The organism is Thiohalobacter thiocyanaticus (genome assembly GCF_003932505.1).
Taxonomy (GTDB): Bacteria; Pseudomonadota; Gammaproteobacteria; order Thiohalobacterales; family Thiohalobacteraceae; genus Thiohalobacter; species Thiohalobacter thiocyanaticus.
The window spans coordinates 2,952,085-2,973,293 of the sequence record NZ_QZMU01000001.1 but is presented as its reverse complement, the minus strand read 5'-3'; the positions used below and the strand labels follow the sequence as shown (position 1 = coordinate 2,973,293).

At 62.8% G+C, this 21,209-nt stretch carries 15 protein-coding genes and 2 pseudogenes; 8 read left to right on the top strand and 9 right to left on the bottom strand.

Translation table 11 applies throughout. The annotated features are described in order from the left end of the window. The first annotated feature begins 122 nt into the window (after positions 1–122). From D6C00_RS13820 to polX, 4 genes and pseudogenes are all read left to right on the top strand, one after another. Complete coding sequence (locus D6C00_RS13820; RefSeq protein WP_125182239.1) at positions 123–827, top strand: protein-L-isoaspartate(D-aspartate) O-methyltransferase; 705 nt, start codon at positions 123–125, stop codon at positions 825–827. Then, complete coding sequence (locus tag D6C00_RS13815; RefSeq protein WP_125182238.1) at positions 820–1,257, top strand: archease; 438 nt, start codon at positions 820–822, stop codon at positions 1,255–1,257. Before D6C00_RS13820 ends, D6C00_RS13815 begins: the two co-directional genes overlap by 8 nt. Before the next feature lie 211 nt (positions 1,258–1,468). Next, positions 1,469–2,901, top strand: a pseudogene (locus D6C00_RS13810) (RtcB family protein). Between the two features lie 235 nt (positions 2,902–3,136). Next, a pseudogene (polX, locus tag D6C00_RS16625) lies at positions 3,137–4,866 on the top strand (DNA polymerase/3'-5' exonuclease PolX). 159 nt (positions 4,867–5,025) lie between these two features. Here the strand turns inward: polX and D6C00_RS13800 are convergent. The 4 genes from D6C00_RS13800 to D6C00_RS13785 all read right to left on the bottom strand — a co-directional run bounded on the left by D6C00_RS13800 (position 5,026) and on the right by D6C00_RS13785 (position 9,076). After that, complete coding sequence (locus D6C00_RS13800; protein WP_125182237.1) at positions 5,026–6,204, bottom strand: ketose-bisphosphate aldolase; 1,179 nt, start codon at positions 6,202–6,204, stop codon at positions 5,026–5,028. A 113-nt stretch (positions 6,205–6,317) separates the two neighbouring features. After that, the gene (locus D6C00_RS13795) at positions 6,318–6,755 is read right to left on the bottom strand and encodes a host attachment protein (RefSeq protein WP_125182236.1); all 438 of its coding nucleotides are present in this window, start codon (positions 6,753–6,755) and stop codon (positions 6,318–6,320) included. 90 nt (positions 6,756–6,845) lie between these two features. Next, a complete protein-coding gene (gltX, locus tag D6C00_RS13790; RefSeq protein ID WP_125182235.1) occupies positions 6,846–8,255 on the bottom strand; it encodes a glutamate--tRNA ligase in 1,410 nt (469 codons plus the stop codon). A gap of 152 nt (positions 8,256–8,407) precedes the next feature. Then, the gene (locus tag D6C00_RS13785) at positions 8,408–9,076 is read right to left on the bottom strand and encodes a hypothetical protein (protein ID WP_125182234.1); all 669 of its coding nucleotides are present in this window, start codon (positions 9,074–9,076) and stop codon (positions 8,408–8,410) included. A gap of 422 nt (positions 9,077–9,498) precedes the next feature. Between D6C00_RS13785 and D6C00_RS13780 the strand changes: the two genes are divergently transcribed. The 4 genes from D6C00_RS13780 to D6C00_RS13765 all read left to right on the top strand — a co-directional run bounded on the left by D6C00_RS13780 (position 9,499) and on the right by D6C00_RS13765 (position 15,749). Continuing rightward, entirely contained in the window at positions 9,499–10,131 is a 633-nt protein-coding gene (locus D6C00_RS13780; protein WP_125182233.1) for a response regulator, read from the top strand. Between the two features lie 338 nt (positions 10,132–10,469). Then, entirely contained in the window at positions 10,470–12,170 is a 1,701-nt protein-coding gene (locus D6C00_RS13775; RefSeq protein WP_158675437.1) for an efflux RND transporter periplasmic adaptor subunit, read from the top strand. A gap of 19 nt (positions 12,171–12,189) precedes the next feature. Further along, positions 12,190–15,291, top strand: a complete 3,102-nt coding sequence (locus D6C00_RS13770; protein ID WP_125182231.1) for an efflux RND transporter permease subunit — start codon at positions 12,190–12,192, stop codon at positions 15,289–15,291. A gap of 35 nt (positions 15,292–15,326) precedes the next feature. Then, entirely contained in the window at positions 15,327–15,749 is a 423-nt protein-coding gene (locus tag D6C00_RS13765) for a hypothetical protein (protein ID WP_125182230.1), read from the top strand. 99 nt (positions 15,750–15,848) lie between these two features. Here D6C00_RS13765 and D6C00_RS13760 read toward each other — a convergent pair whose 3' ends face one another. The 5 genes from D6C00_RS13760 to D6C00_RS13745 all read right to left on the bottom strand — a co-directional run bounded on the left by D6C00_RS13760 (position 15,849) and on the right by D6C00_RS13745 (position 20,672). Further along, positions 15,849–16,853, bottom strand: a complete 1,005-nt coding sequence (locus D6C00_RS13760) for a transporter (protein ID WP_125182229.1) — start codon at positions 16,851–16,853, stop codon at positions 15,849–15,851. A 153-nt stretch (positions 16,854–17,006) separates the two neighbouring features. Beyond that, on the bottom strand, positions 17,007–17,579 hold the full coding sequence (locus D6C00_RS13755; protein WP_158675436.1) for an ankyrin repeat domain-containing protein: 573 nt from the start codon (positions 17,577–17,579) through the stop codon (positions 17,007–17,009). 108 nt (positions 17,580–17,687) lie between these two features. Further along, positions 17,688–18,542: a peptidylprolyl isomerase gene (locus D6C00_RS13750; protein WP_125182227.1), complete on the bottom strand. Its 855-nt coding sequence runs from the start codon at positions 18,540–18,542 to the stop codon at positions 17,688–17,690. Between the two features lie 191 nt (positions 18,543–18,733). Next, on the bottom strand, positions 18,734–18,901 hold the full coding sequence (locus D6C00_RS15525; protein ID WP_158675435.1) for a hypothetical protein: 168 nt from the start codon (positions 18,899–18,901) through the stop codon (positions 18,734–18,736). Next, the gene (locus tag D6C00_RS13745) at positions 18,882–20,672 is read right to left on the bottom strand and encodes a hypothetical protein (RefSeq protein ID WP_125182226.1); all 1,791 of its coding nucleotides are present in this window, start codon (positions 20,670–20,672) and stop codon (positions 18,882–18,884) included. The genes D6C00_RS15525 and D6C00_RS13745 overlap by 20 nt, the downstream gene beginning before the upstream one ends. Between the last annotated feature and the right edge of the window lie 537 nt (positions 20,673–21,209).

The following is a 21,209-nucleotide window of genomic DNA, read 5'->3' as shown; positions in this document are numbered from 1 at the left end:
ATGAACTGTCTATGCTAGCAAATCCCCCTGCCCGCCGCCGAACCCCGTATCGCGCCGGCTTGAGCTGGATCAGACCCGGCCGCATCACTGACCGTGTCCTGGCACAGGGGCCTATACTTGAAATGATGACTGACACCACCCTGAGCCAGGCCCGTGCCCAGCTGCTGCGCGAGATCGAGCGCGAGTTTGCCTATACCGGCGACATGACCGGCTGCCCGCAGCTGGATGCCCGGGTTAAGGCCGCGCTGGAAGCCGTGCCGCGCGAGCACTTCCTGCCCGGCCATCTGCACCACCAGGCCTATGGCAACCATCCGCTGCCCATCGGCGAGGGCCAGACCATCTCCCAGCCCTACATCGTCGCCCTGATGAACCAGTGCCTGGCGCTTACGCCGGCGTCACGGGTGCTGGAGATCGGTACCGGCTCCGGCTACCAGGCCGCCGTGCTGGCGCACCTGGCGGCCGAGGTCTACAGCGTCGAGACGGTGGCCACACTGGGCGCACTGGCGCGCGAGCGGCTCCAGGCGCTGGGACTGGACAATGTGCATCTCCGCATCGGCAACGGCCGCCTGGGCTGGCCGGAAGCCGCCCCCTTCGATGCCATCATGGTCACGGCGGCCAGCGAACGGGTGCCGGCCGCCCTGCTGGAACAACTGGCCCCTCAGGGCCGCCTGATCGCGCCGGTGGGCGGAAGCTTCAGCCAGGAACTGGTGCTCTATCACAAGGATGCCGCGGGCCGGCTGAATTCCCGGACCCTGCTGCCGGTGATGTTCGTGCCCCTGATCGACACGGCGTCTCCGGACCGGGCCGGGCCCGCCGCCGATGACTGAGACAGCCCTGCCCGGCGCCGGCTGGGAACACTTCCAGCACGGTGCTGACATCGGTATCCGCGGCTTCGGCACCACCCCGGCCGAGGCCTTCGCCCGGGCCGCTACGGCCCTGACCGCCGTGATCACCCGGCCGGAGGCCGTCCGGCCGCTGCGCTGGATCGACATCGACTGCCGGGCGCCGGACCTGGATTTCCTGTTCCTGGACTGGATCAACGCCCTGGTCTATGCCATGGCCACCGAGGGGCTGCTGTTCGCCCGCTTCGAGGTCGCCATCGAGGGGCCGATGCTGCGGGCGCGGCTCGGCGGTGAGCCGGTGGACCGGGCCCGGCATCAGCCTGCCGTGGAGGTCAAGGGCGCGACCCTGACCGCGCTGGAGGTGCGACAGCAGGATGACGGGCACTGGCTGGCGCAGTGCGTGGTGGATGTCTAAGGTTATTTCAATGCGATCCCTGGAGGATGATATGGCCACGGAAGCACACGGAAAGACAGATTTACCCCGTCATCCCGGCGAAGGCCGGGATCCAGTGACCGCGGCGGCTTCTGGATCCCGGCCTTCGCCGGGATGACGAGAAAAGCGGATGGCGACAACCAGAATCGTCGCTTTCATTTCCGTGTACTTCCGTGGCCGTCAATGAAATAGTATGGACCCCGACCGCTTCACCCAGCTCGACGACACCACCTGGCAGATCCCGCAGCAGGGCAACATGCGGGTGCCGGGCATCCTGTATGCCGACCGGCAGCTCGTCAGTGACATGGACGACAAGGTCTGGGAGCAGCTGACCAATGTCGCCGCCCTGCCCGGCATCGTCAATGCGGCCTACGCCATGCCGGACGCGCACTGGGGCTACGGCTTTCCCATCGGCGGGGTGGCCGCCTTCGACCCCGATCAGGGCGGCGTGGTCTCGGCCGGCGGGGTGGGCTTCGACATCTCCTGCGGCGTGCGCACCCTGACCACCGGCCTGAGCGTGGACGCGCTGCAGCCGCATCGCGAGACCCTGGCCGACTTCCTGCTCTACCGCATCCCGGCCGGGGTGGGCAGCACCGGCCGCATCCGGCTCGACGATATCCGGATGACCGCCATGCTCGAAGGCGGCGCAGACTGGGCAGTGCGCCAGGGCTACGGCCGGCGCGAGGATCTGGAACGCATCGAAGAGCACGGCCGCATGGCCGGCGCCGTGCCCGAGGCGGTCTCCGACCGCGCCCGCAGGCGTCAGCGCGACGAGATGGGCACCCTGGGCTCGGGCAATCATTATCTGGAAGTGCAGGCGGTGAGCGAGATCTACGATCCCGAGGCCGCCACCGCCTTCGGCCTGCAGCGTGATGCGGTCGTGGTCAGCATCCATTGCGGCTCGCGCGGACTGGGCCACCAGATCGGCACCGAGTTCCTGCGCGAAATGGCACTGAGCGCCCAGCAATACCATATCACCCTGCCCGACCGCGAACTGGCCTGCGCCCCGCTGACCTCGCCGTTGGGGAAACGCTATCTGGGCGCGATGCGTGCCGGCATCAATTGTGCGCTGGCCAACCGCCAGATCCTGACGCACCTGACCCGCGAGGTCTTCGAACATGTCCTGCCCGAGGCCGACCCTGCAGCTGATCTATGACGTCTCGCACAACACCTGCAAGGAGGAGACCCATGCAGTCGACGGCGAAACCCGCCGCCTGTTCGTGCACCGCAAGGGCGCGACCCGGGCGCTGGGACCCGGCCACCCGGAACTGCCGGATACCTTCCAGCATACCGGCCAGCCGGTGCTGATCGGCGGCTCCATGGGCACGGCCTCCTATATATTGGCCGGGATGACGACCAGCGAAGGCAAATCCTTCGCCTCGGCCTGCCACGGCGCCGGCCGTGCCATGAGCCGTCACCAGGCCACCAAACGCTGGCGCGGCGAGGATCTGATCGATGAACTGGCCGGCCGCGGCATCCTGATCCGCAGTCACTCCTACCGCGGCGTGGCCGAGGAGGCCCCCGGGTGCCTACAAGGATGTCAGCGCCGTGGTCGAGGCCGCAGAACATGCCGGCCTGGCGCGCAAGGTGGCGCGGCTGCGGCCGTTGATCTGTATCAAAGGCTAGAAGATCAAGAGCGCCACGGAATACACGGAAAGCACGGAAAAGACATATTGCAATACAACTGCCATTCACCCGTTACCCGTCATTCCCGCGAAGGCGGGAATCCAGATACCGTCATGGTCACTGGATCCCGGCCTGCGCCGGGATGACGATGAAGATTTCATTCATCCACCTAACACAATATATATTGTCCGTGTTTTCCGTGTATTCCGTGGCGCTCTTTATAAATAGGTGAACCATGCCCTCCGACAACGAACAGATCGCGGAAATCTTCGACGAGATCGCCGACCTGCTGGAGATCGAGGGCGACAACCCCTTCCGCATCCGCGCCTACCGCAACGCGGCGCGCAACCTGCGGGCGCTGAACAAGGACGTGCGCCGGATGCGCGATGCCGGAGAGGACCTCACCGACTTCCCCGGCATCGGCAAGGACCTGGCCGCCAAGATCGAGGAAATCCTGGACACCGGTCGCTGCCGCGCCCTGGAGAAGCTGCGCAGGAAGGTGCCGCCCGATCTGGGCGAACTGCTGCGCCTGCCCGGCATCGGCCCGAAGCGGGTGCATGCCCTGTATCACGATCTGGACATCCAGAATCTGGAACAGCTGCAGCGCGCCGCCCGCGACGGTGAGATCCGCGAATTGTCGGGCTTCGGGCCCAAGACCGAGGCGCGTATCCTGGAGGCGGTCGAAAAACACCGCGACAGCGAGCGCCGCTTCAAGCTGGCCGAGGCGGCCCGTTACGCCGAACCGCTGCAGACCTGGCTGGAGGGTGGCAAGGACATCGAACAGGTGGTCATCGCCGGCAGCTACCGGCGGGCGAAGGAGACGGTGGGCGATCTGGACATTCTGGTCATCGCCCGCGACGGCAGGCAGGCGAATTAAAACACTTCACCGGCTACGAGGACATCGACACGGTCGTCTCCAGCGGCAGCACCCGCGCCACCGTGATCCTGACCAACGGCCTGCAGGTGGACCTGCGGGTGGTGCCGAAGGTCAGCTATGGTGCGGCCCTGTACTACTTCACCGGCAGCAAGGCGCACAACATCGCCGTGCGCCGCATCGCCCAGAAGCGCGGCTGGAAGGTCAACGAATACGGCCTGTACGAGGGCGACAAACGCATCGCCGGCGAGACCGAGGTCAGCCTGTTCAAAAAGCTCGGCCTGGCTTACATCGAACCCGAGCTGCGCGAGAACCGCGGCGAGATCGAGGCCGCGCGCGAGGGTAAATTACCGCAGCTGGTCAAACTCAATGATCTGCGTGGCGACCTGCACTGTCACACCAGAGCCAGCGACGGCCAGGGCTCGCTCCGGGCCATGGCCGAGGCCGCGCGCGAGCAGGGTCTGGAATACCTGGCGATCACGGAGCATTCGAAAAACCTGGCCGTCGCGCATGGCCTGGACAGCGACCGGCTGCTCAAGCAGGTGGATGCCATCGCGAAACTGAACGATGAACTCGATGACATCACCCTGCTCAGCGGGATCGAGGCGGATATTCTCAAGGACGGCGGCCTGGATCTGTCCGATGATGTACTCGAACGGCTGGACCTGGTCATCGGCGCCGTGCACAGCAACTTCAACCTCAGCCGGAAGCAGCAGACCGAGCGTATTCTGCGGGCCATGGACAGCCCCCACTTCACCCTGCTGGCCCATCCCAGCGGCCGGCTGATCGACAGCCGCGAGCCCTACGCCGTGGACATGGAACGCATCATCCGCCAGGCCGCGCAACGCGGCTGTTACCTGGAACTGAACGCCAACCCGGACCGGCTGGACCTGCTGGATAGCCACTGCCGGCTGGCGAAGGAGGAAGGGGTGCTGGTGAGCATCAATTCGGACGCCCACAGCCCCGCGGAGTTCGACAATCTCCGCTTCGGCATCGGTCAGGCCCGGCGCGGCTGGCTGGAAAAGGACGACGTGCTGAATACCCGGTCATTGACCGCGTTGCGCAAGCTGCTGAAACAAACCAGGCGGTAGGACGTAGGTCGGGTTAGCGTAGCGTAACCCGACAATAATCAGTCATTGAAGCTGTTACGGTATTCTCGTCATCCCGGCCTTCGCCGGAATGACGATGAAAATTTCTTTCATCCTCCTGACAGAATATATCGTCCGTGTATTCCGTGGCGCTCCTGATCTTCACCCCGCATCCTCGAAATCGATGCTGATGCGATCCCCCGCCACCGGCCGGAAATGGGTGTCGGCATAGGCCTGGTGGTCGGGATGGACCTTGTAGCTCTCGACTACCGAAGGATGGCAGAAACGCACCAACCAGCAGTGGCGGTACTTCGCCTCCTCCTGCAGTGCATTGCCGGTGAATACCCGCCGCACACCGGGGATCCGGCTCAGGGTATCGCGACCGATGGTCATCAGCTCATCGACCTGCTGGACGTCGGCGCCCTCGGTGTTGTAGACGATGACATGCTCGACCTCCTGCCAGGGCGCGGCCTCGGCCAGTATGGACTCCGCCCGGCCGGCGCCGCCCCACAGCCGGATGCAGCGCTCGACCTCGTCCTGGATGGCGGCCGTGGCGCCCCTGACCAGGCCGGTGTAGCCGCAGCCGCTGTCGGCTTCGGCATTGGCACGGATGCAGCGGGCGGCGGCATCGGACAGCGCGGTATAATAGTTGATCTTGGTGACGCCATTCCCGATCAGGGACGTGAACTGGGCGTCGCTGAGCCCGGTGCCGCCGTGGATCACCAGCGGGATACCCAGCGCCTGGTTGATCCGGCCCAGGCGCTCGATATCCAGCTGCGGCTCGCCGCGCATGCGGCCGTGCACGGTACCGATGGACACGGCCAGGAAATCCACGTCGGTACGTTCGACGTACTCGCTGGCCTCCTCCACCGAGGTGTAGATCACCTCGCCCGGATGACGTTCGGCGTCCTCACCCTCGACCCCGGCGACATAGCCCAGCTCGCCTTCCACCGGGACGCCGCAGGCATGCGCCATGTCGACGATCCTGCGGGTATAGCTGACGTTTTCCTCGAACGGCTGGGTGGAGGCATCCACCATGACGCCGTTGCAGCCCAGACGGATACCCGCCACGGCGCTTTCCAGCGAAGCGCCATGATCCAGATGAATGGCCACGGGCACATTGGCACGCCGTGCGGCGGCCTCGACCGCCGGCATGATGATTTCGAAGTCGAAGTATTCGAAGTGGGATTCGGCCAGGCTGAGGATCACCGGCGCCTCGCAGCGCTCGGCACCGTCGAGGATGCCCTGGAGAAAATCCAGGCTGACCAGGTCGAAGGCACCGACGGCATAGCCGTTGCGGTGGGCATGCTCGAGCATGTCTTTCATGTTCACCAGGGCCATTGAGGCAACCTCCAGTAGCGGCTTGACAGAGAATTCAGTCCGCTATTCTGCCCCAGATGAACGATCAGAATAAATAAATATCCGAGATATAGACCATAAGTCTTTACTTATGGTCAAAGCAGCGTCTGGACCTGCTGTCGCACCTCTTCGGTACTGTGCTGGACCAGATCCTTGTGCAGGGTCTCGGCTACGAGACCGGCCACACCCTGCGGGAGCGCGTCCCGCAGCGCACCAAGAAACTTGGGCGGGGCGACCAGCACCAGCCGGTCATAGGCCTTGTCGTTCAGGCCCTGCTCCAGACGTCCGGCGATCTCGCGCGCGAACCTGTGCATCTCCTCGATATGCGCCGGGGTGTGCTCATCCAGCACATGCGGGCCGCTTCCGGCCTCGCCGCTGTCATGGCCGGGCCGGTCACTGACCAGGTCGCGTTCATGCAGGCGGCCTTCCGGATGCACCATATCCTCGCGTTCGACCAGATCCGCTGCCGCGGTCTCAGCCTCGTAGATCTTCGCCCGGCTGCTCTCGGCTACTATTACCCAGGTTCGGCTCATGATCCTGCCCTCCTCTCTGCGCTTCGGGTCATCCCTGACCTTATTTATAGGCCAGGCAGCGACGGGGCGTCATGATCTGGATCAGCAAACTCAACCGGACTGGCGGTCGATGTATTCCAGCGCCTGGTCGATGCGCGCCAGGGTACGCTCGCGGCCGAGCAGGTAGAGGGTAACGTCGATGGGCGGCGAGACCGGCCCGCCGGAGACGGCCACCCGCAGCGGCTGGGCCACCTTGCCCAGTTTCAGGTCCAGCGCCTCGCCCACCTCGCTCACCGTCCGGTGGATTGCCTCCTGCTCCCAGGGCTCCAGCGCCCCCAGCCGCTCGCGCAGCTTCGCCAGTGGCTCACGGGCCTCGGCCTTGAGGTTCTTCTTCGCCGCCTTCTCGTCGTAGCCCTCGATGTCGCGATAGAAGAAGACGCTGTTCTGTGCCATTTCCACCAGAGTCCTGGCCCGTTCCTGCTGGGCCACCACCACCTGGCTCAGCTCAGGCGCCGGTGCCGGGTCCACGTCCAGTTTACTGAAGTGGTAGCTCAGATGCCGCGCCACGTGCTGCGGGTCGCTGCTCTTGATGTAGTGCTGATTCAGCCATAGCAGCTTCTCGGGATTGAAGCTGGACGCGGCCTTGTTGATGTCAGGGATATCGAACAGCTCGATCATCTCCTCGACCGAGAAGATCTCCTGATCACCATGGGACCAGCCCAGACGCACCAGGTAGTTGATCAGGGCCTCGGGCAGGTAGCCCTCCTCCCGGTACTGCATGACGCTCACCGCACCGTGACGCTTGGACAGACGCTTGCCGTCGTGGCCCAGGATCATGGGCACATGGGCATAGACCGGCGGTTCCACCCCGAGCGCCCGCAGTATGTTGATCTGGCGCGGGGTGTTATTCAGGTGATCATCGCCGCGGACGACGTGGGTGATATCCATGTCGGAATCGTCCACCACCACGGTGAGGTTGTAGGTTGGCGAGCCATCGGTGCGGGCGATGATCAGGTCATCCAGCTCGCTGTTGTTGAACACCACCCGGCCGCGGATCAGGTCATCGACCACTACCTGGCCTTCCTGCGGGTTGCGAAAGCGGATCACGTAGGGCGCATCCGGCGACGGCGGTGAGCTCAGATCCCGGCAGTGACCGTCGTAGCGCGGCTTTTCCTTGCGCGCCATCTGGTCCTCGCGCAGTTGCTCCAATCGTTCCTTGCTGCAGTAACATTTATAGGCGTGACCGGATTCGATCAACTGGTCGACGATGACCTTGTAGCGGTCAAAGCGCTCGGTCTGATAGAAGGGGCCCTCGTCGTATTCCAGCCCCAGCCAGGTCATGCCCTCGAGGATGGCGTTGACCGACTCCTTGGTGGAGCGCTCGAGGTCGGTATCCTCGATGCGCAGCACGAAACTGCCGCCGTGCTTGCGGGCATAGAGCCAGGAGAACAGCGCCGTGCGGGCACCGCCGATGTGCAGGAAGCCGGTCGGGCTGGGGGCAAAGCGGGTACGTACGGTCATGGATATCCCACCCAGTGAGGTAAGCAGGCGCGCATTCTAGCAAACCGGGCGGGGAAAAGGCGACGGCCGCGGCCAGGGCCGGACCGCCCGCCTGCGGGGCAGGACGAAAAAGACAGTGGGTGGGCGCCTGGTAGCCGGCGCCCTGGCCTGACTCAGCGCCGGTGTACGGCACCCACCCCGAGCAGCGGAACCAGACCCGAGAGAAACAGCCAGACGGCTGCCGGCAGCGGCACCTCGGATATGGACTCGTCAAACACCAGGTTATCGATCGCCCAGTAGCGGTTGCCCCCTGCGTCGGCATGGGCGGGGTCGAGGCTGTAATCGGCACCGGCAAGGAACCGCAGCTGGTCGATACCGGACCAGCCGGCATTGAAGACCTGCGGCGTCAGGTCGATGAACAGGCTGTCCTGGTACAGAAGATTGCCATTGTTGTAGCCCTGCACCGTCAGCGTCTGCGATCCGTACACACCAGCGACATGGAACTGCGCCAGGCTGAAGGTATCGGCGAGCAACAGATTGGCCAGAGAGTTGCTGCCCCCGTCCAGCCCTCCGTCCCAGTACAGATCGGCAGCGGCCGCCCCCATCGGATTGATGCCCACCCATTCGCTCGCGGTGGCCTGCGTCAGCGCGTCGGCACCGTCAGCGGGCTGATCGAAGGGATTGGGCTGATACGGATCCAGATTGTCGGACACGAATCTTGCGTCGATCTCGCCGTTTTCGAAGGTCAGGGTTGCACCCATGGAAGCGGTTGAGACCAGCATGCCGCCGAACATGACCACCATGAGCAGATTGCGCATATTGTTCTCGATTCGATTTTTCATAACACCCCCGGTTTCCGGTATTGATTATAGGTTCTTCATGAACGGGAGATCCTTTCCTGTATTAATACACCCTCATGGAAGCCGCTTAATATAGGACACAAACATCCTTACATATAGGACGAACGCCTACATTACATTAATTGTACGGCGGGACTGTAGGAACACCGGAAATAAATTCACTCAATTTCATCACATGCCTTGACAGTGCAGGTGATCGGCCTAGACTCAGACTAAGAATTAGTCTAAATATATGCATTGCGACACCGACGATCATGCGGCTTGACGCCAAAGCACCAACACCCACTCACCAGACAGGCCAGCCGACGGCTGCGGGAGGGATAGAATAAAGCGCTTTCCTGAAATACTAACATCAGATCGAAGATCAACAGCAAACGATAATTCGATGATAGGGGAAAGTTACAATGATCAACGTAATCGTGGCAGATGACCACCCGGTGGTCAGATCGGGCATTGTCCGGGTACTCGACGCAGACGCTGAAATACGGACCATAGGCGAGGCTGAATCCGGCACCCGGGCAATCGAACTGGTGAAAGCCCTGGACTGCGATGTCCTCGTACTTGATATCAGCATGCCGGGACGCGGCATTGTCGAAACCATACAACGCACCAAGGCCTGCAAGGCGCATGTCGGCATACTGATTTTCAGCATGCACCCTCCCGAGCAGTACGCACTACGGCTCCTCAGGACTGGCGCTTCCGGCTATCTGGCCAAGGACTCTCCTGTCGAGTCTCTCACCATCGCGGTACACACCATCTTCAGCGGCAAACGCTACATCCCCGAGGAATTCGCCGAATGCATGGCGGAGAACCTGACCTCCCACGGCTGCACGCCCGTGCACCATTCACTCAACGACCGGGAGTTCGAGATATTCCGTCGACTGTCCCGCGGCAAGGACATCAAGGAAATCAGCGACGAGATGTATCTGAGCAGCAAGACCGTCAGTGCATACCGCCGCCGCATCCTGTCGAAGATGGGGATGTCGGGCAACTCGGATCTGATGCAGTACAGCCTGAGCAACAACCTTATTGAATGATTACCCAGTAGTCAGGATATAAGGCCACATCAAGTCACCGTATTTTTCGTCATCCCGGCGAAGGCCGGGATCCAGGCACCGCGCGATCACTGGATTACCGCCTACGCGGGAATGACGGTACTTCAGGGTGCAACCAAGATCTCCGAACCCTGTATAAAAGACGGTAGCAGCGCCAGGATAGCGGGTCCGGACCGCAATGTAGTCCTATTTCCTGCAATCGAATACGCGTTCATCCTAGGCCGGAAAGCAGCGCAGGACGATGGCGCGGGCGGCACGGGAGGCACACAATAATCAGCACCAAATAAAGCTTTATTATAATTATCATCCAGATGGCTTTAATGGAAACGACGCTCATCAATCTCGCGAATCGCGCACGGCGCATCCTGCCGGCCCTGGCGGGCCTGCTCATGCTCCTGCCAGCCACTGCCCCTGTCGCCCACAACGGCATCGACCATGGTGACGATGCAGCCGCTGCCGAGATCCACCGCATCAGTGAACCCCGCTTTGCGGAACGTACGGAACGCACGGAGGTGGTGGGTATCCTGAGCGGCTCCCGGCTGGAGCTCTTCATTGACGCGCCGGGCAGCAACCGGCCGCTGGATTTCGACCAGGTCACGGTCGAGGCCGATGGCAACAGCTTCAGCGCGACCCGGATCGATGCGGGTCACTACCGGATCCCAGCGAACTGGATCAGACCGGGCACCGAACACAGCCTGCTCCTGACGCTCACAAGCCCCGACCGCCATGATCTGGTGGCGACCAGCATCACCACAGCCGGCACACCGGACATGGGCCAGGCCGCCTGGCAGCCGGAGGACGTCGCCATCTGGGCCAGCATCGGCCTGCTGGCAGTCTTTACATTGTGGCTGATCCGCCTGGGGCTGCCCGGGCACCGCTATTCCCATCTCACCTTCGATGTGGTCGTCGCCACTGCCGTCATTGCCGTGGTGGCAGTTGCCTCCGGCATGGTCCCGCTGCACACCAACGCGGAGGCAACCACATCCAGCACGGATACCGGGCATGAAGATCCACGGCTGGAATTCCGGATCCGCCGCCTCCCCGACGGCAGCCTGTACGTCCCCAAACCCGCGCAGCGCAAGCTGGGCATACAAACCCGGCTGCCGCAGACCGCCCAGGGCCACAACAGCATCAGCCTGGTCGGCAAGGTGCAGGCCAGCCCCAGCGGCAGCGCCGACATCGTCGCCGCCCTGAACGGCAGCCTGGTCCCGCCCGAGGGCGGCTTTCCCAGACCCGGACAGAAGGTCGAGAAGGACCAGTTGCTGGCCACGCTCAAGCCCACACTCGATCCCGAGCAACGCGCCGACAAGGAATCCGAGCTGGCATATCTCGAGCGGGACATCTATCTCATCCGCAAACAGATCGATCGCATAAAATCCCAGAAGGTCGTGCGCCAGGACAACAGCGTCCAGCTGGATATCCGCGAAGCGGAACTCAAGGGCTTTCTCGGCAGGAAACGGGCGCTGGAACGGATGTTTCACGCCGAGATCGAGATCAGGTCCCCCATTGCCGGGGTGGTCACCGAGGTCGGCATCACCGCAGGCGAAAACGTGAAGCAGGGCGACAGCCTGTTCCAGGTCATCGACCCGGAAAGCCTGTGGGTGGAGGTCATCAGCTACGACGACGGCGTCATCGGAACCCTCTCGAAAGCCGCGATACAGTCGCCCGGCAGCCGTCGGGCGCTGGAGTTCATCGGTCAGGGCAGTCAGCTCCGCGCCCTCGGCACACCGCTGTACTTCGATATCGAGAATCCGGCCGGGCTCAATGCCGGCGAGCTGGTGAATGTGGATATCTGGTACGGCGCGGAGATCGCCGGCATCCGGATCGGGGAAGAGGCGGTCTCCGTGGATCCCCGGGGCAGTCGGGTGGTCTGGGCGCACGTGGAGCCGGAACGATTCGCGCCCAGGTCGGTGGCCGAAATCAGCCCGGTCGCGCCGGGCACCGCCTTCATCGCCGGTGACTTCGATCCTTCCGTTCCACTGGTCGACACAGGCGCGGCCCTGCTCAATGCAGCGCCCTGAACCGGGGTGATCCCAGCGCATGCTTGAATCGCTGATAAAATTCTCCCTGCGGCAGCGGATCGTCGTCCTGAGCGCGGCCTGTCTGTTGATGGTGGCCGGCATCTTCAGCGCCAGGGAACTCCCCATCGACGTCCTGCCGGACCTGAACCGGCCCACGGTGACAGTGATGACGGAGGCCCCCGGCATGGCACCCGGCGAGGTGGAGCAGCAGATCAGCTTCCCCATCGAACGGGCCCTGGCCGGGCTGCCCGAGGTCACCCACATCCGTTCCGTCTCCGGCCCGGGCCTGTCCACCGTCTACGCCCGCTTTGACTGGAACGCGGACATCTACCGCAGCCGGCAGTTGGTCAGCGAGCGGCTGGACCGCATCGCGGACAGCCTGCCGGACCGGACCCGGCCCCAGCTCGGCCCGATCAGTTCCATCATGGGCGAGGTCATGCTGGTGGCCCTGCACAGCCCCGGCCGGGAACTGGACCGGATGCAGCTGAGGGAGATCGCCGACTGGGAGCTGCGCCCGCGGCTGCTGGCGATACCGGGCGTGTCCCAGGTCACCGTGATCGGCGGCCTGATCCGTCAGTACCAGGTGCGGCCCGACCTGCCCCGGCTGCAGGATGCCGGTATTCCCCTGACCCGGATCGAGCAGGTCATGGCCGATTTCAGCCGTAACGCGAGCGGCGGCTTTGTCACCGGACACGGCAGCGAGTTCAGCCTCCGGGGCCTGGGCCAGAAGCCGACCCTGACGGACCTGAGAAGCCTGCCGGTCGGAAGCCGAGACGGCAGGGTCCTGCAACTGACACAGGTGGCGGACGTCGATTACGGTGCCCGGATCAGGCGCGGCGACGCCGGCTTCAATGCCGATAACGCCATCATACTGTCGGTCCAGAAGCATCCGGGGACCGACACCCTGCAGCTGACGGACCGCATAGAGGCGGTACTCGGCGACGTCAACAGCAGCAATACCCAGGCCTTCAGGCTCGACGTGGTATTCCGCCAGGCGGATTTCATCAAGACCGCCAACGACAATCTGGCCGACGCCCTGCTGCATGCCAGCATCATCGTGATCCTGGTACTGTACCTGTTCCTGCTGGATGCGCGCGCCACCTTCATCAGCCTGATCGCCATCCCGGTGTCCATACTCAGCACGGCGCTGGTGTTCCGCTACCTGGGCCTGTCCATCAACACCATGACGCTGGGCGGACTGGCCATCGCCATCGGCGAACTGGTGGACGATGCGGTGGTGGGCGTGGAGAACGTGATCCGCCGGGTGCGCGAGGCCCGCAACCGCAACCATGAGGACTCCATCGCCCGTACCATCCTCAACGCCACTCTCGAGGTACGCACGGCGATCTACAACGCGACGGTCATCATCGTCATCGTCTTCATCCCCCTGTTCGCGCTCGGCGGCATCGAGGGCCGGCTGTTCAACTCGCTGGGGCTGGCCTACATCATCTCCATCCTGGCCAGTCTGCTGGTCTCCGTCACCATTACGCCGGTACTTTCGTACTACCTGATCGGCAGACAGAAGCATTACCGTCAGAGCGACAGCCCGCTGCTGGCCGTCCTGAAGCGCTGGGACCGGCGCCTGCTCGAACGCACCCTTCCGCATCCCGCGCCGGTCACCGCCGGCCTCGCGCTGTTCGCCGTCGCCGCCGTACTCAGTTTCAGCCAGCTGCCGGCCGCCTTCCTGCCGTCATTCAACGAGGGCTCGCTGACGGTCAACCTGATCTCCCGGCCCGGGACACCGCTGGAGACCAGCAACCGGATCGGCGTCATGGCCGAGCAGGAACTGCTGCAGATCCCCGAAGTGCGTCAGGTCGGACGCAGAACGGGCCGCGCCGAACTCGACGACCATGCCGAGGGGGTCCATTACAGCGAGATCGACGTCATCCTCCATCCGCAGGCGGAAGGCATCGAAGCGGTGGTCCGCAGAATCCGGGACCGGCTGGCCGCCTTCCCTGCGCATCTCAACATCGGCCAGCCCATCTCCCACCGCATCGACCACCTGCTCGCCACGGTGCGCGCCGACATGGCGGTCAAACTCTACGGGGCCGACCTGTCCACGCTGCACGCCCTGGCCACTGAACTGCTCGACCGGCTCAGGGCCATCCCCGGGCTGGAGGATGTGCAGCTGGAACAGGAGATCAGCGTGCCCGAGATCCATGTCCGGCCGCGGCCGGAGGCCATTCAGCAGTACGGGCTGGTCCCCGCCGAGCTCAACAGCACGGTCTCGACCCTGGTCAACGGCAAACAGGTATCCCAGGTGCTTGACCAGGGGCGCAGGTACGACCTGGTGCTCAGGCTCCCGGAGGCACAGCGCCAGCCGCAGGCCATCGGCCAGCTCCTGATCAACGGCCCCGACGGCCAGATCCCGCTGCATCATGTCGCCCAGGTCAGCACGGCCCTGGGGCCCAACCGGATCACGCACGAAAACGGCCAGCGGCGGGCGCTGATATTCGGCAGCATCGGCGACGCCGACCAGGACCGGGTGCTTCGGCAGGTGCGCGAGGCGGTGAGTGGGCTCGAGCTGCCGCCCGGCTACTACGCCGACCTCGAAGGCCGCTTCGTCTCGCAGGAATCCGGCCGGCAGCGTCTGCTGCTGCTGACCTGCATCTCCTTCCTGCTCATCCTGGCGGTGCTCTACAACCGCTACCGCTCCTTCGCCCTCAGCGCGATGGTGATGGTCAATATCCCCTTCTGTCTCACGGGCGGCATCATCGCCCTGTGGGTAAGCGGCAACTCGCTGTCCCTGGCCAGCCTGGTGGGCTTCATCACGCTGGCCGGCATCAGTACCCGCAACGGCATTCTCAAGATCAGCCATTACATCAATCTGCACTTCATCGAAGGCATGGCGTTCGGCCGCGAACTGGTCATCCGGGGCTCACTGGAACGCCTCGCCCCGGTGCTCATGACGGCACTGGTCTCCGCCCTCGCGCTGATACCGCTGCTCATCAGCGGTGATGCCCCGGGCAAGGAAATCCTGCATCCCGTCGCCGTGGTCATCTGCGGCGGGCTGATCAGCTCCACACTGCTGGATACGGTATTCACCCCGATACTCTTCTACCACTGGGGGGAGGCCCCCCTGAACCGGCTCATGCGCCGGCGGCAGGAAGAAGTCTATTAGGACCTGTTGACACTAATCCACACGAGGATATCCCCATGCTGCTCCGCCGCTTTCTGACCTCCCTGCTGTTGATCCTTGTCAGCGCCGTGCATGCGCATGACAACAGCTACTTCGACAACAACCCGTCCCCCCACGGCGGGCAGGTGCGCATGGCCGGGCCCTTTCACCTGGAACTGACCCTGGACCAGGATGCGCTCACCGTTTATGTCATGAATCACGCGAATAAGCCCGAAACGTCACAGGGCCTGGACGCCAGCGCCGTCATTCTCGACAGTCAGGGCAAGACCCGGCTGCAGCTCGTGCCCGGCGAGGGGAATGTTCTCGAAGGGGATCTGGGGGATGGATTCAGGCTGACGCAGGAAACACTGGTGATGCTGATGGTGAAAACACCCGACGGGAAGCAGCACCAGGCCCGCTTCACCCCGGGCAGCTACACCCCCTGCTGTGACGAGGACTAGATTTTCGTCATCCCGGCGCAGGCCGGGATCCAATGGCCGCGGTGGTATCTGGATCTCGGCATTCGCAGGTATGACGGACGCAATTCATGCATTGAGGGACTAGAAAGCGGTGGCGATACCCGCCGTGATCCGGTAGTCCGTATCGGTGTGCCCCCGGCCCGGATCACTGACCACCGGCACGCCGACCGAGACGTGCGCCGACCAGCCACCGCCCGCGGCATAGCGCAGGCCGGGGGAGAGCAGCAACTGGTAACCGCCGCTGTCCCGGTCGGTGGTGCCGTCCACCTTCTTTTTGTCGCTCCACTCGCCGTTCAGCTCCAGCACCAGATCCCATGCCCGATGGACATGTTCGGTGCTGCCGTGGTCGTGGACTTCGCCGCCGATACGATAGGCCAGACCGAGATTGTGCTGGAAACGGTCGCCGAGATCCGTGTTCTGCGTCCCCTCGGTGGCCAGCACATAGAGCACATTGGCATCCAGCGCCAGCGACCCCGTCCGGGTCCCGATGGACAGGCCCAGGAGCCAGTCCCAGGAACCGGAGCCCGGCTGATGTTCGGCCTCGAGCTTGTCGCCTGCATGCGTGGCATCCGTCTGGCCGGTCGGCATCTCCACCCCGAACAGCAGCGAGGCCAGGCCGTCCGTGCCGTTCATGACCCGGTACTTGCCTAGCGCAAGCGCATCGCCCAGGCCGCTGGAATCGCCCAGGTCCACGGCGGTATTGGTGACGACGCCGCTGCTGTCGTGTGCATGGGCGCCGCTGCGCACACTCTCCCGGTAGACGTGCGGCAAGCGCAGACTCAGGGTGAAGCGTTCGCTGACACCGTAGCTGATGCCCAGCGAACTGGTCAGAGTGCTGTCCACGCTGTGCGCATGGACATGATCCGCGGTCAGGTCCACGATCTCGGTATCGCTGAAGCGGTCGGTATTGATGTATTCGACATCCAGCCCCATGGCCAGCGTTCCGGCGGGCATGGTCTCTGCCGGAATCGTGGTGATCGGGCCTGCGCCCTGGGTTCCGAAGCGGATGGAAGGATGGTCCGCCACGGCGAGTGACGGGATCAGACATGCAGGGTACAGCACGTACCGGATACGTGAACGTAACATGGCACAATTCCTTTATTAGGATTGGTATACTGCCCCGCTTTTACAGCGGGCACCGGACCGGAGCGCCTTCCCTGGCCAGGCGCTGCCCGTACAATCTCCTTCCCCACTCCGGAATTGAGTCACTGTCCCCTTGTATCAACAACAATGAGTCAATCACCCTCCCTCACGCTGGTTTTCCTGTTCTGAAATCATCTCCACGATCCGGTAGAAACCCTTGTTCTTCGCTGCCTTCATGGCAGTAAAGCCCTTGTCGTTCTCCACCGTGTGGTCAGCCCCGTGATCGAGCAGGATCCGCACCGTATCGTCCCTGCCCTCGAAGGCGGCGTGGAGCATGGCCGTTTCGTTGTGCGCGTTGCGCTTGTTGACATCGGCCCCGTGCTCGATGAGCAGCATGACGAATTCATCAAAGCCGTTGAAGGAGGCCCACATGAGCGGGAACCAGCCGGCCCGTTTGTCCTCAAGGTTGGGATCGGCCCCCTTCTCGAGCAGCTTTCTGGCGATCTTGAGATGGTTGTTCTGGGCCGCCAGACTGAGCGGTGTGACCCCGTGCGGACTCCGGACATTGGGATCGACCCCCTCCTCCAACAGAGTCACGACCTCCATCAGCCGGCCGTTCCAGGCCGCCTTGAGCATCTTTTCATCATCCTCCGATATCCGGCTCTCCGGTCGGGCCGAACCCTCGGCGGCAGCCACATCCTGACCATTCGCCCCGTCAGATTTTGCCACATGTGTGGAACAGCCCGACGCATGGATCAATATCATCGAAAGCGCTGCTGCCAGCGCCAGACCTGATTTGCTCGATTCCGTGTTCATCACAGCCCCCTCGTCTCTCGACTATTTCTGTAATGCCAGATTGTTTTCATTCTGACCCAGCACCTTCACCCGGGCCCCGTCGACCAGCTCCTTCACGTGCTCATTGACCTTCTGCATAACGGCCTGGTCGCGCATCTTCTGCTTCCATTTCTCGCTCAACTGCTCATAGGTTGGGAACTCGACTTTTCTCGGCCCCTGTTCCACCTTCACCACATGCCAGCCGAACCGGGTCTGTACCGGCTCGCTGCTGTACTCGCCTTCGCTCAGTTCCTCCACCGCCCGCGACAGCCGCTTGTCCACGAACACATCGGGCCGGAACCAGCCGAGATCGCCTTCGTTCAGGGAGGCACCGGGATCGATGGAGTGCTCCTTAGCGAGCTCGGCGAAGTCCTCGCCCTCCTGTATTCTGGATATCATTTCCTTTGCCTGGTCCTCACTTTCCAGAAGTATCTGCCGTACGCGATACTCCTTGGCGTCATATTCCTCGAGGTATTTTTCGTACTGAGACTTCATCTCGCTCTCATCCACTTCGACGCCCCTGGCGTAATCCCGCAGATAGGCCTGGCTCAATACGGCCAGATCATTCAGTTCGCGCTGCGCGCGCACATCCTCGTCCTCATCCAGGCTCTTCCTGCGCGCCTGCTGCGACAGAACGATCCGGGTTATCATTTCGTCCTTCATTTTGTCGCGAAGGCCATCCTTCACGGGTTTGCCGCGTTCCTGTCTCGCCTGAATCATGAGCTCAATGGATTTCTCGCTCACCGGATCTCCATTAACGGTCATGATTACACCGCTGTTCTCTTCAGCCGTCACACCCGAATTCATCGACAGGGCCATCATGCATACTGCGGCAATTGAAATTCTGCTGTTCATCATCTTGTCCCCTATTCATTGATTCGGATTCGTGAATATTATGTTTGGTTATCCGTTACATCGATCTGCATCCGTCTTAAAAAAGGGCCGCCGGCCCCGCATGGGCAAGGCCGGCGGTCAATGGGGGGGATACAGGATTCATAGATGTGTTACCTACTCAGTTACCTGCATCCAGCTTTCAACAACATTTTCACTTAGTGCCAGGGCTCCTCGATCACGGCACCCTTACGCTCAATGGTGAAGGCGTGCGGGCGTGCCTGACCGGAGACACCCCGGTTCGGCCAGTGGAAACCCTGACGCGCGAGGCCGGCGAAGTTGACACCCACCTCACCCGTGAGTTCGTCACGGAAGGTCGTTATCAAGCGTCATGGCACCCGTGGTCGGGTTGAAGTCGGCCATCAGGATCTTGCGATCACCACCGGAACCGGTGCCCTGCAGACCCATGTGATCCAGAACCACGAAGTAGTTGGACCAGGCCACACGGCAGCCGGCCTTGAGGCCACCACCACTTTCACGGCACTCACTCGGAGTGGAACCCTTGCGGGTACCGGCGCCGATGCGGTCGATCAGGGTGTAGTGCGCACCACCGTGGGTGGCATAGTTCAGCGGGGTGTTGTGCACCACCTCACTCACCTTGATCGGGCAGTCAGCTGCACCGTTGTTGTGGATCAGACCTGCCACCTGGTCCTTGCAGCCCGCTCCGGGGCAGTTCGGATCCGGCAGACCCAGGGTACTGTTGCCGGGACGTGAAGGATCGGCATCAGGGAAGTCGCAGTGGATCGGACCTTCGCCCTTGGCGATCAGGGGCTCGATGTCCAGAACGATCTGGCGACGATTGTGTTGCCCTTCATAGTCACGGTTGTACTCGGGATCACCCGGGCTCTGGATGCCGGCCACCGGGAAGATGGCGTACTTGTCGTCATCCGAGATGGTGAACACCGACACACCCGAGCAGGGACCCACATCCCATACCGCGTTCCATTCGACCTGGCCCTCGTTCTCGACCTTGGACAGGATGTTCGGCGTATAGAAGATGGTACCGCCGCACATACTGGCCACGAAGGCGCCCTTGTTGCCCACTTGGTGAGGCATACCGAAGGGCATCAGTCCTTCCGGCTCCTCGTGGAAGTAGACGTCCTCGTTACGCGGGCCGTCCGGCACCTGAGTGACGTCGATCGGCCCTCTGGACAGGTCGTTGGCATCCCACAGCCGCACCGTGGTACCGAACATGCGGATGCTGGTGTCGTTGGCATCCAGGGGCGCGTTCAGGAAGGTGCTGTTGAACAGGTTCTGGATCGGATCCCCACCACCGATGCTGACCGGCATAGCATAGTCCGAGGTGGCGATATACTCACCAGTCGGATCTATCCACATGCCGTGCGGGTAGGCCTCCAGACCGCTGTCGGTATTGCCGGTGACCGGATTCGGCGTATAGCGCTCGGGACCGCCGATGACCGCGGCGGCATGCTCCTTCATGTACTGCTTGGGATCCGGATTGAGCAACGGGATGTACGGCAGCCCACCTGTGCAAGTCGACTTGCGCAGCGGGTGGAACTCCACCAGATTACCCGGTCCGGCATAGCCGGTGCCACCCATGTAGGTGGCGACCATGTTGATCTCGCCCGTCTTGGGGTTGGGCTTCGGCATGGTGAAGATATCGTCCGTCAGCGAGGACCTCAGCAGCTCGGTACCGCAAAGTGCCATCTCCGCCGTCCCGATTGCGCGCGGGTCGGTGATGTCATAGCGGAACATGTTGCCGCTGATCAGACCGCCGGTGAACAGATACTTCTTGCCGGTGTTCGGATCAATATACTGGGTATAGGTGTTGCCGTGGTGAGGCTCGTTGTGGGTATCGGACGTGTGTCCGAGTGCCGTACCCGGGATGTTGGTCCCGATGTGAGAAGGCAGGCCTCCGGTCCAGATCACCTGACCATAGGTCCGCGACATGGGTTCGACGTCGATCACCGCAACGAAGTCGCCGTGATGCACACCGTCGTCCATGGCGTGGTCACCGGTCCAGACGACGATGACCGATCCGTCCTCGATCACCTCGCCAGTAACCTTGTGCACGGCCTCCGGTGCGCGCTGGCCACTGTCGCCGGTGCCCAGGAGCCCGTTCAGCGTGGTTTCCACAGTACCACCCACGTTCGTGCCCAGGATTCCGGTACTGACCGTCTGGCCACCGACCTCCTCCGTCGTACCTATCGTCTCCTGAGTATTCTCGACAGTATCAAACAGATTTCCGCCTCCTAGGCTCAATGCTGCGGCACCACCTGCATAACCCAATGCAACGGTGACGCCCAGAGCCACAGCGGAGCTTTTAAGAGCAGCTGTGAACTGCTTCTTTTCTGGCTCTTTCATGGTCTTCCCTCCGATCATTTATTAAGTGGTCATACCTAATGAATCGTCGGGCGCGGTTATGTCTCTGCTGGCTCCGCTTGCGCCGGTGCGACGTTACGGCTTCCCCCCCGTATTGCTGACGCTGTGCATCAGCCGCCGCACTCTGACCTGCCCTGCGATTCCGGTTGTCCGTGACTTTTTCCACGGACGCCCCAATCATGATCCCTGTGCCACAGGCGGACCTATCCGCCGCTGACTTGGAATCAGGTAGTCTGTCTGGACGTGACGACGTAGGATGCCTGCCGACCCGGGAACGGGGCATGGACATGA

Bases quoted from the DNA above. Each gene is read 5' to 3' on its own strand.
- gltX (WP_125182235.1), bottom strand. From the start codon at position 8,255: ATGACCGTACGTACCCGCTTTGCCCCCAGCCCGACCGGCTTCCTGCAC.
- D6C00_RS13770 (WP_125182231.1), top strand. From the start codon at position 12,190: ATGCTTGAATCGCTGATAAAATTCTCCCTGCGGCAGCGGATCGTCGTC.
- D6C00_RS13820 (WP_125182239.1), top strand. From the start codon at position 123: ATGATGACTGACACCACCCTGAGCCAGGCCCGTGCCCAGCTGCTGCGC.
- D6C00_RS13765 (WP_125182230.1), top strand. From the start codon at position 15,327: ATGCTGCTCCGCCGCTTTCTGACCTCCCTGCTGTTGATCCTTGTCAGC.
- D6C00_RS13750 (WP_125182227.1), bottom strand. From the start codon at position 18,542: ATGATGAACAGCAGAATTTCAATTGCCGCAGTATGCATGATGGCCCTG.
- D6C00_RS13785 (WP_125182234.1), bottom strand. From the start codon at position 9,076: ATGAAAAATCGAATCGAGAACAATATGCGCAATCTGCTCATGGTGGTC.
- D6C00_RS13775 (WP_158675437.1), top strand. From the start codon at position 10,470: ATGGAAACGACGCTCATCAATCTCGCGAATCGCGCACGGCGCATCCTG.
- D6C00_RS13800 (WP_125182237.1), bottom strand. From the start codon at position 6,204: ATGGCCCTGGTGAACATGAAAGACATGCTCGAGCATGCCCACCGCAAC.
- D6C00_RS13780 (WP_125182233.1), top strand. From the start codon at position 9,499: ATGATCAACGTAATCGTGGCAGATGACCACCCGGTGGTCAGATCGGGC.
- D6C00_RS13795 (WP_125182236.1), bottom strand. From the start codon at position 6,755: ATGAGCCGAACCTGGGTAATAGTAGCCGAGAGCAGCCGGGCGAAGATC.
- D6C00_RS13815 (WP_125182238.1), top strand. From the start codon at position 820: ATGACTGAGACAGCCCTGCCCGGCGCCGGCTGGGAACACTTCCAGCAC.
- D6C00_RS13760 (WP_125182229.1), bottom strand. From the start codon at position 16,853: ATGTTACGTTCACGTATCCGGTACGTGCTGTACCCTGCATGTCTGATC.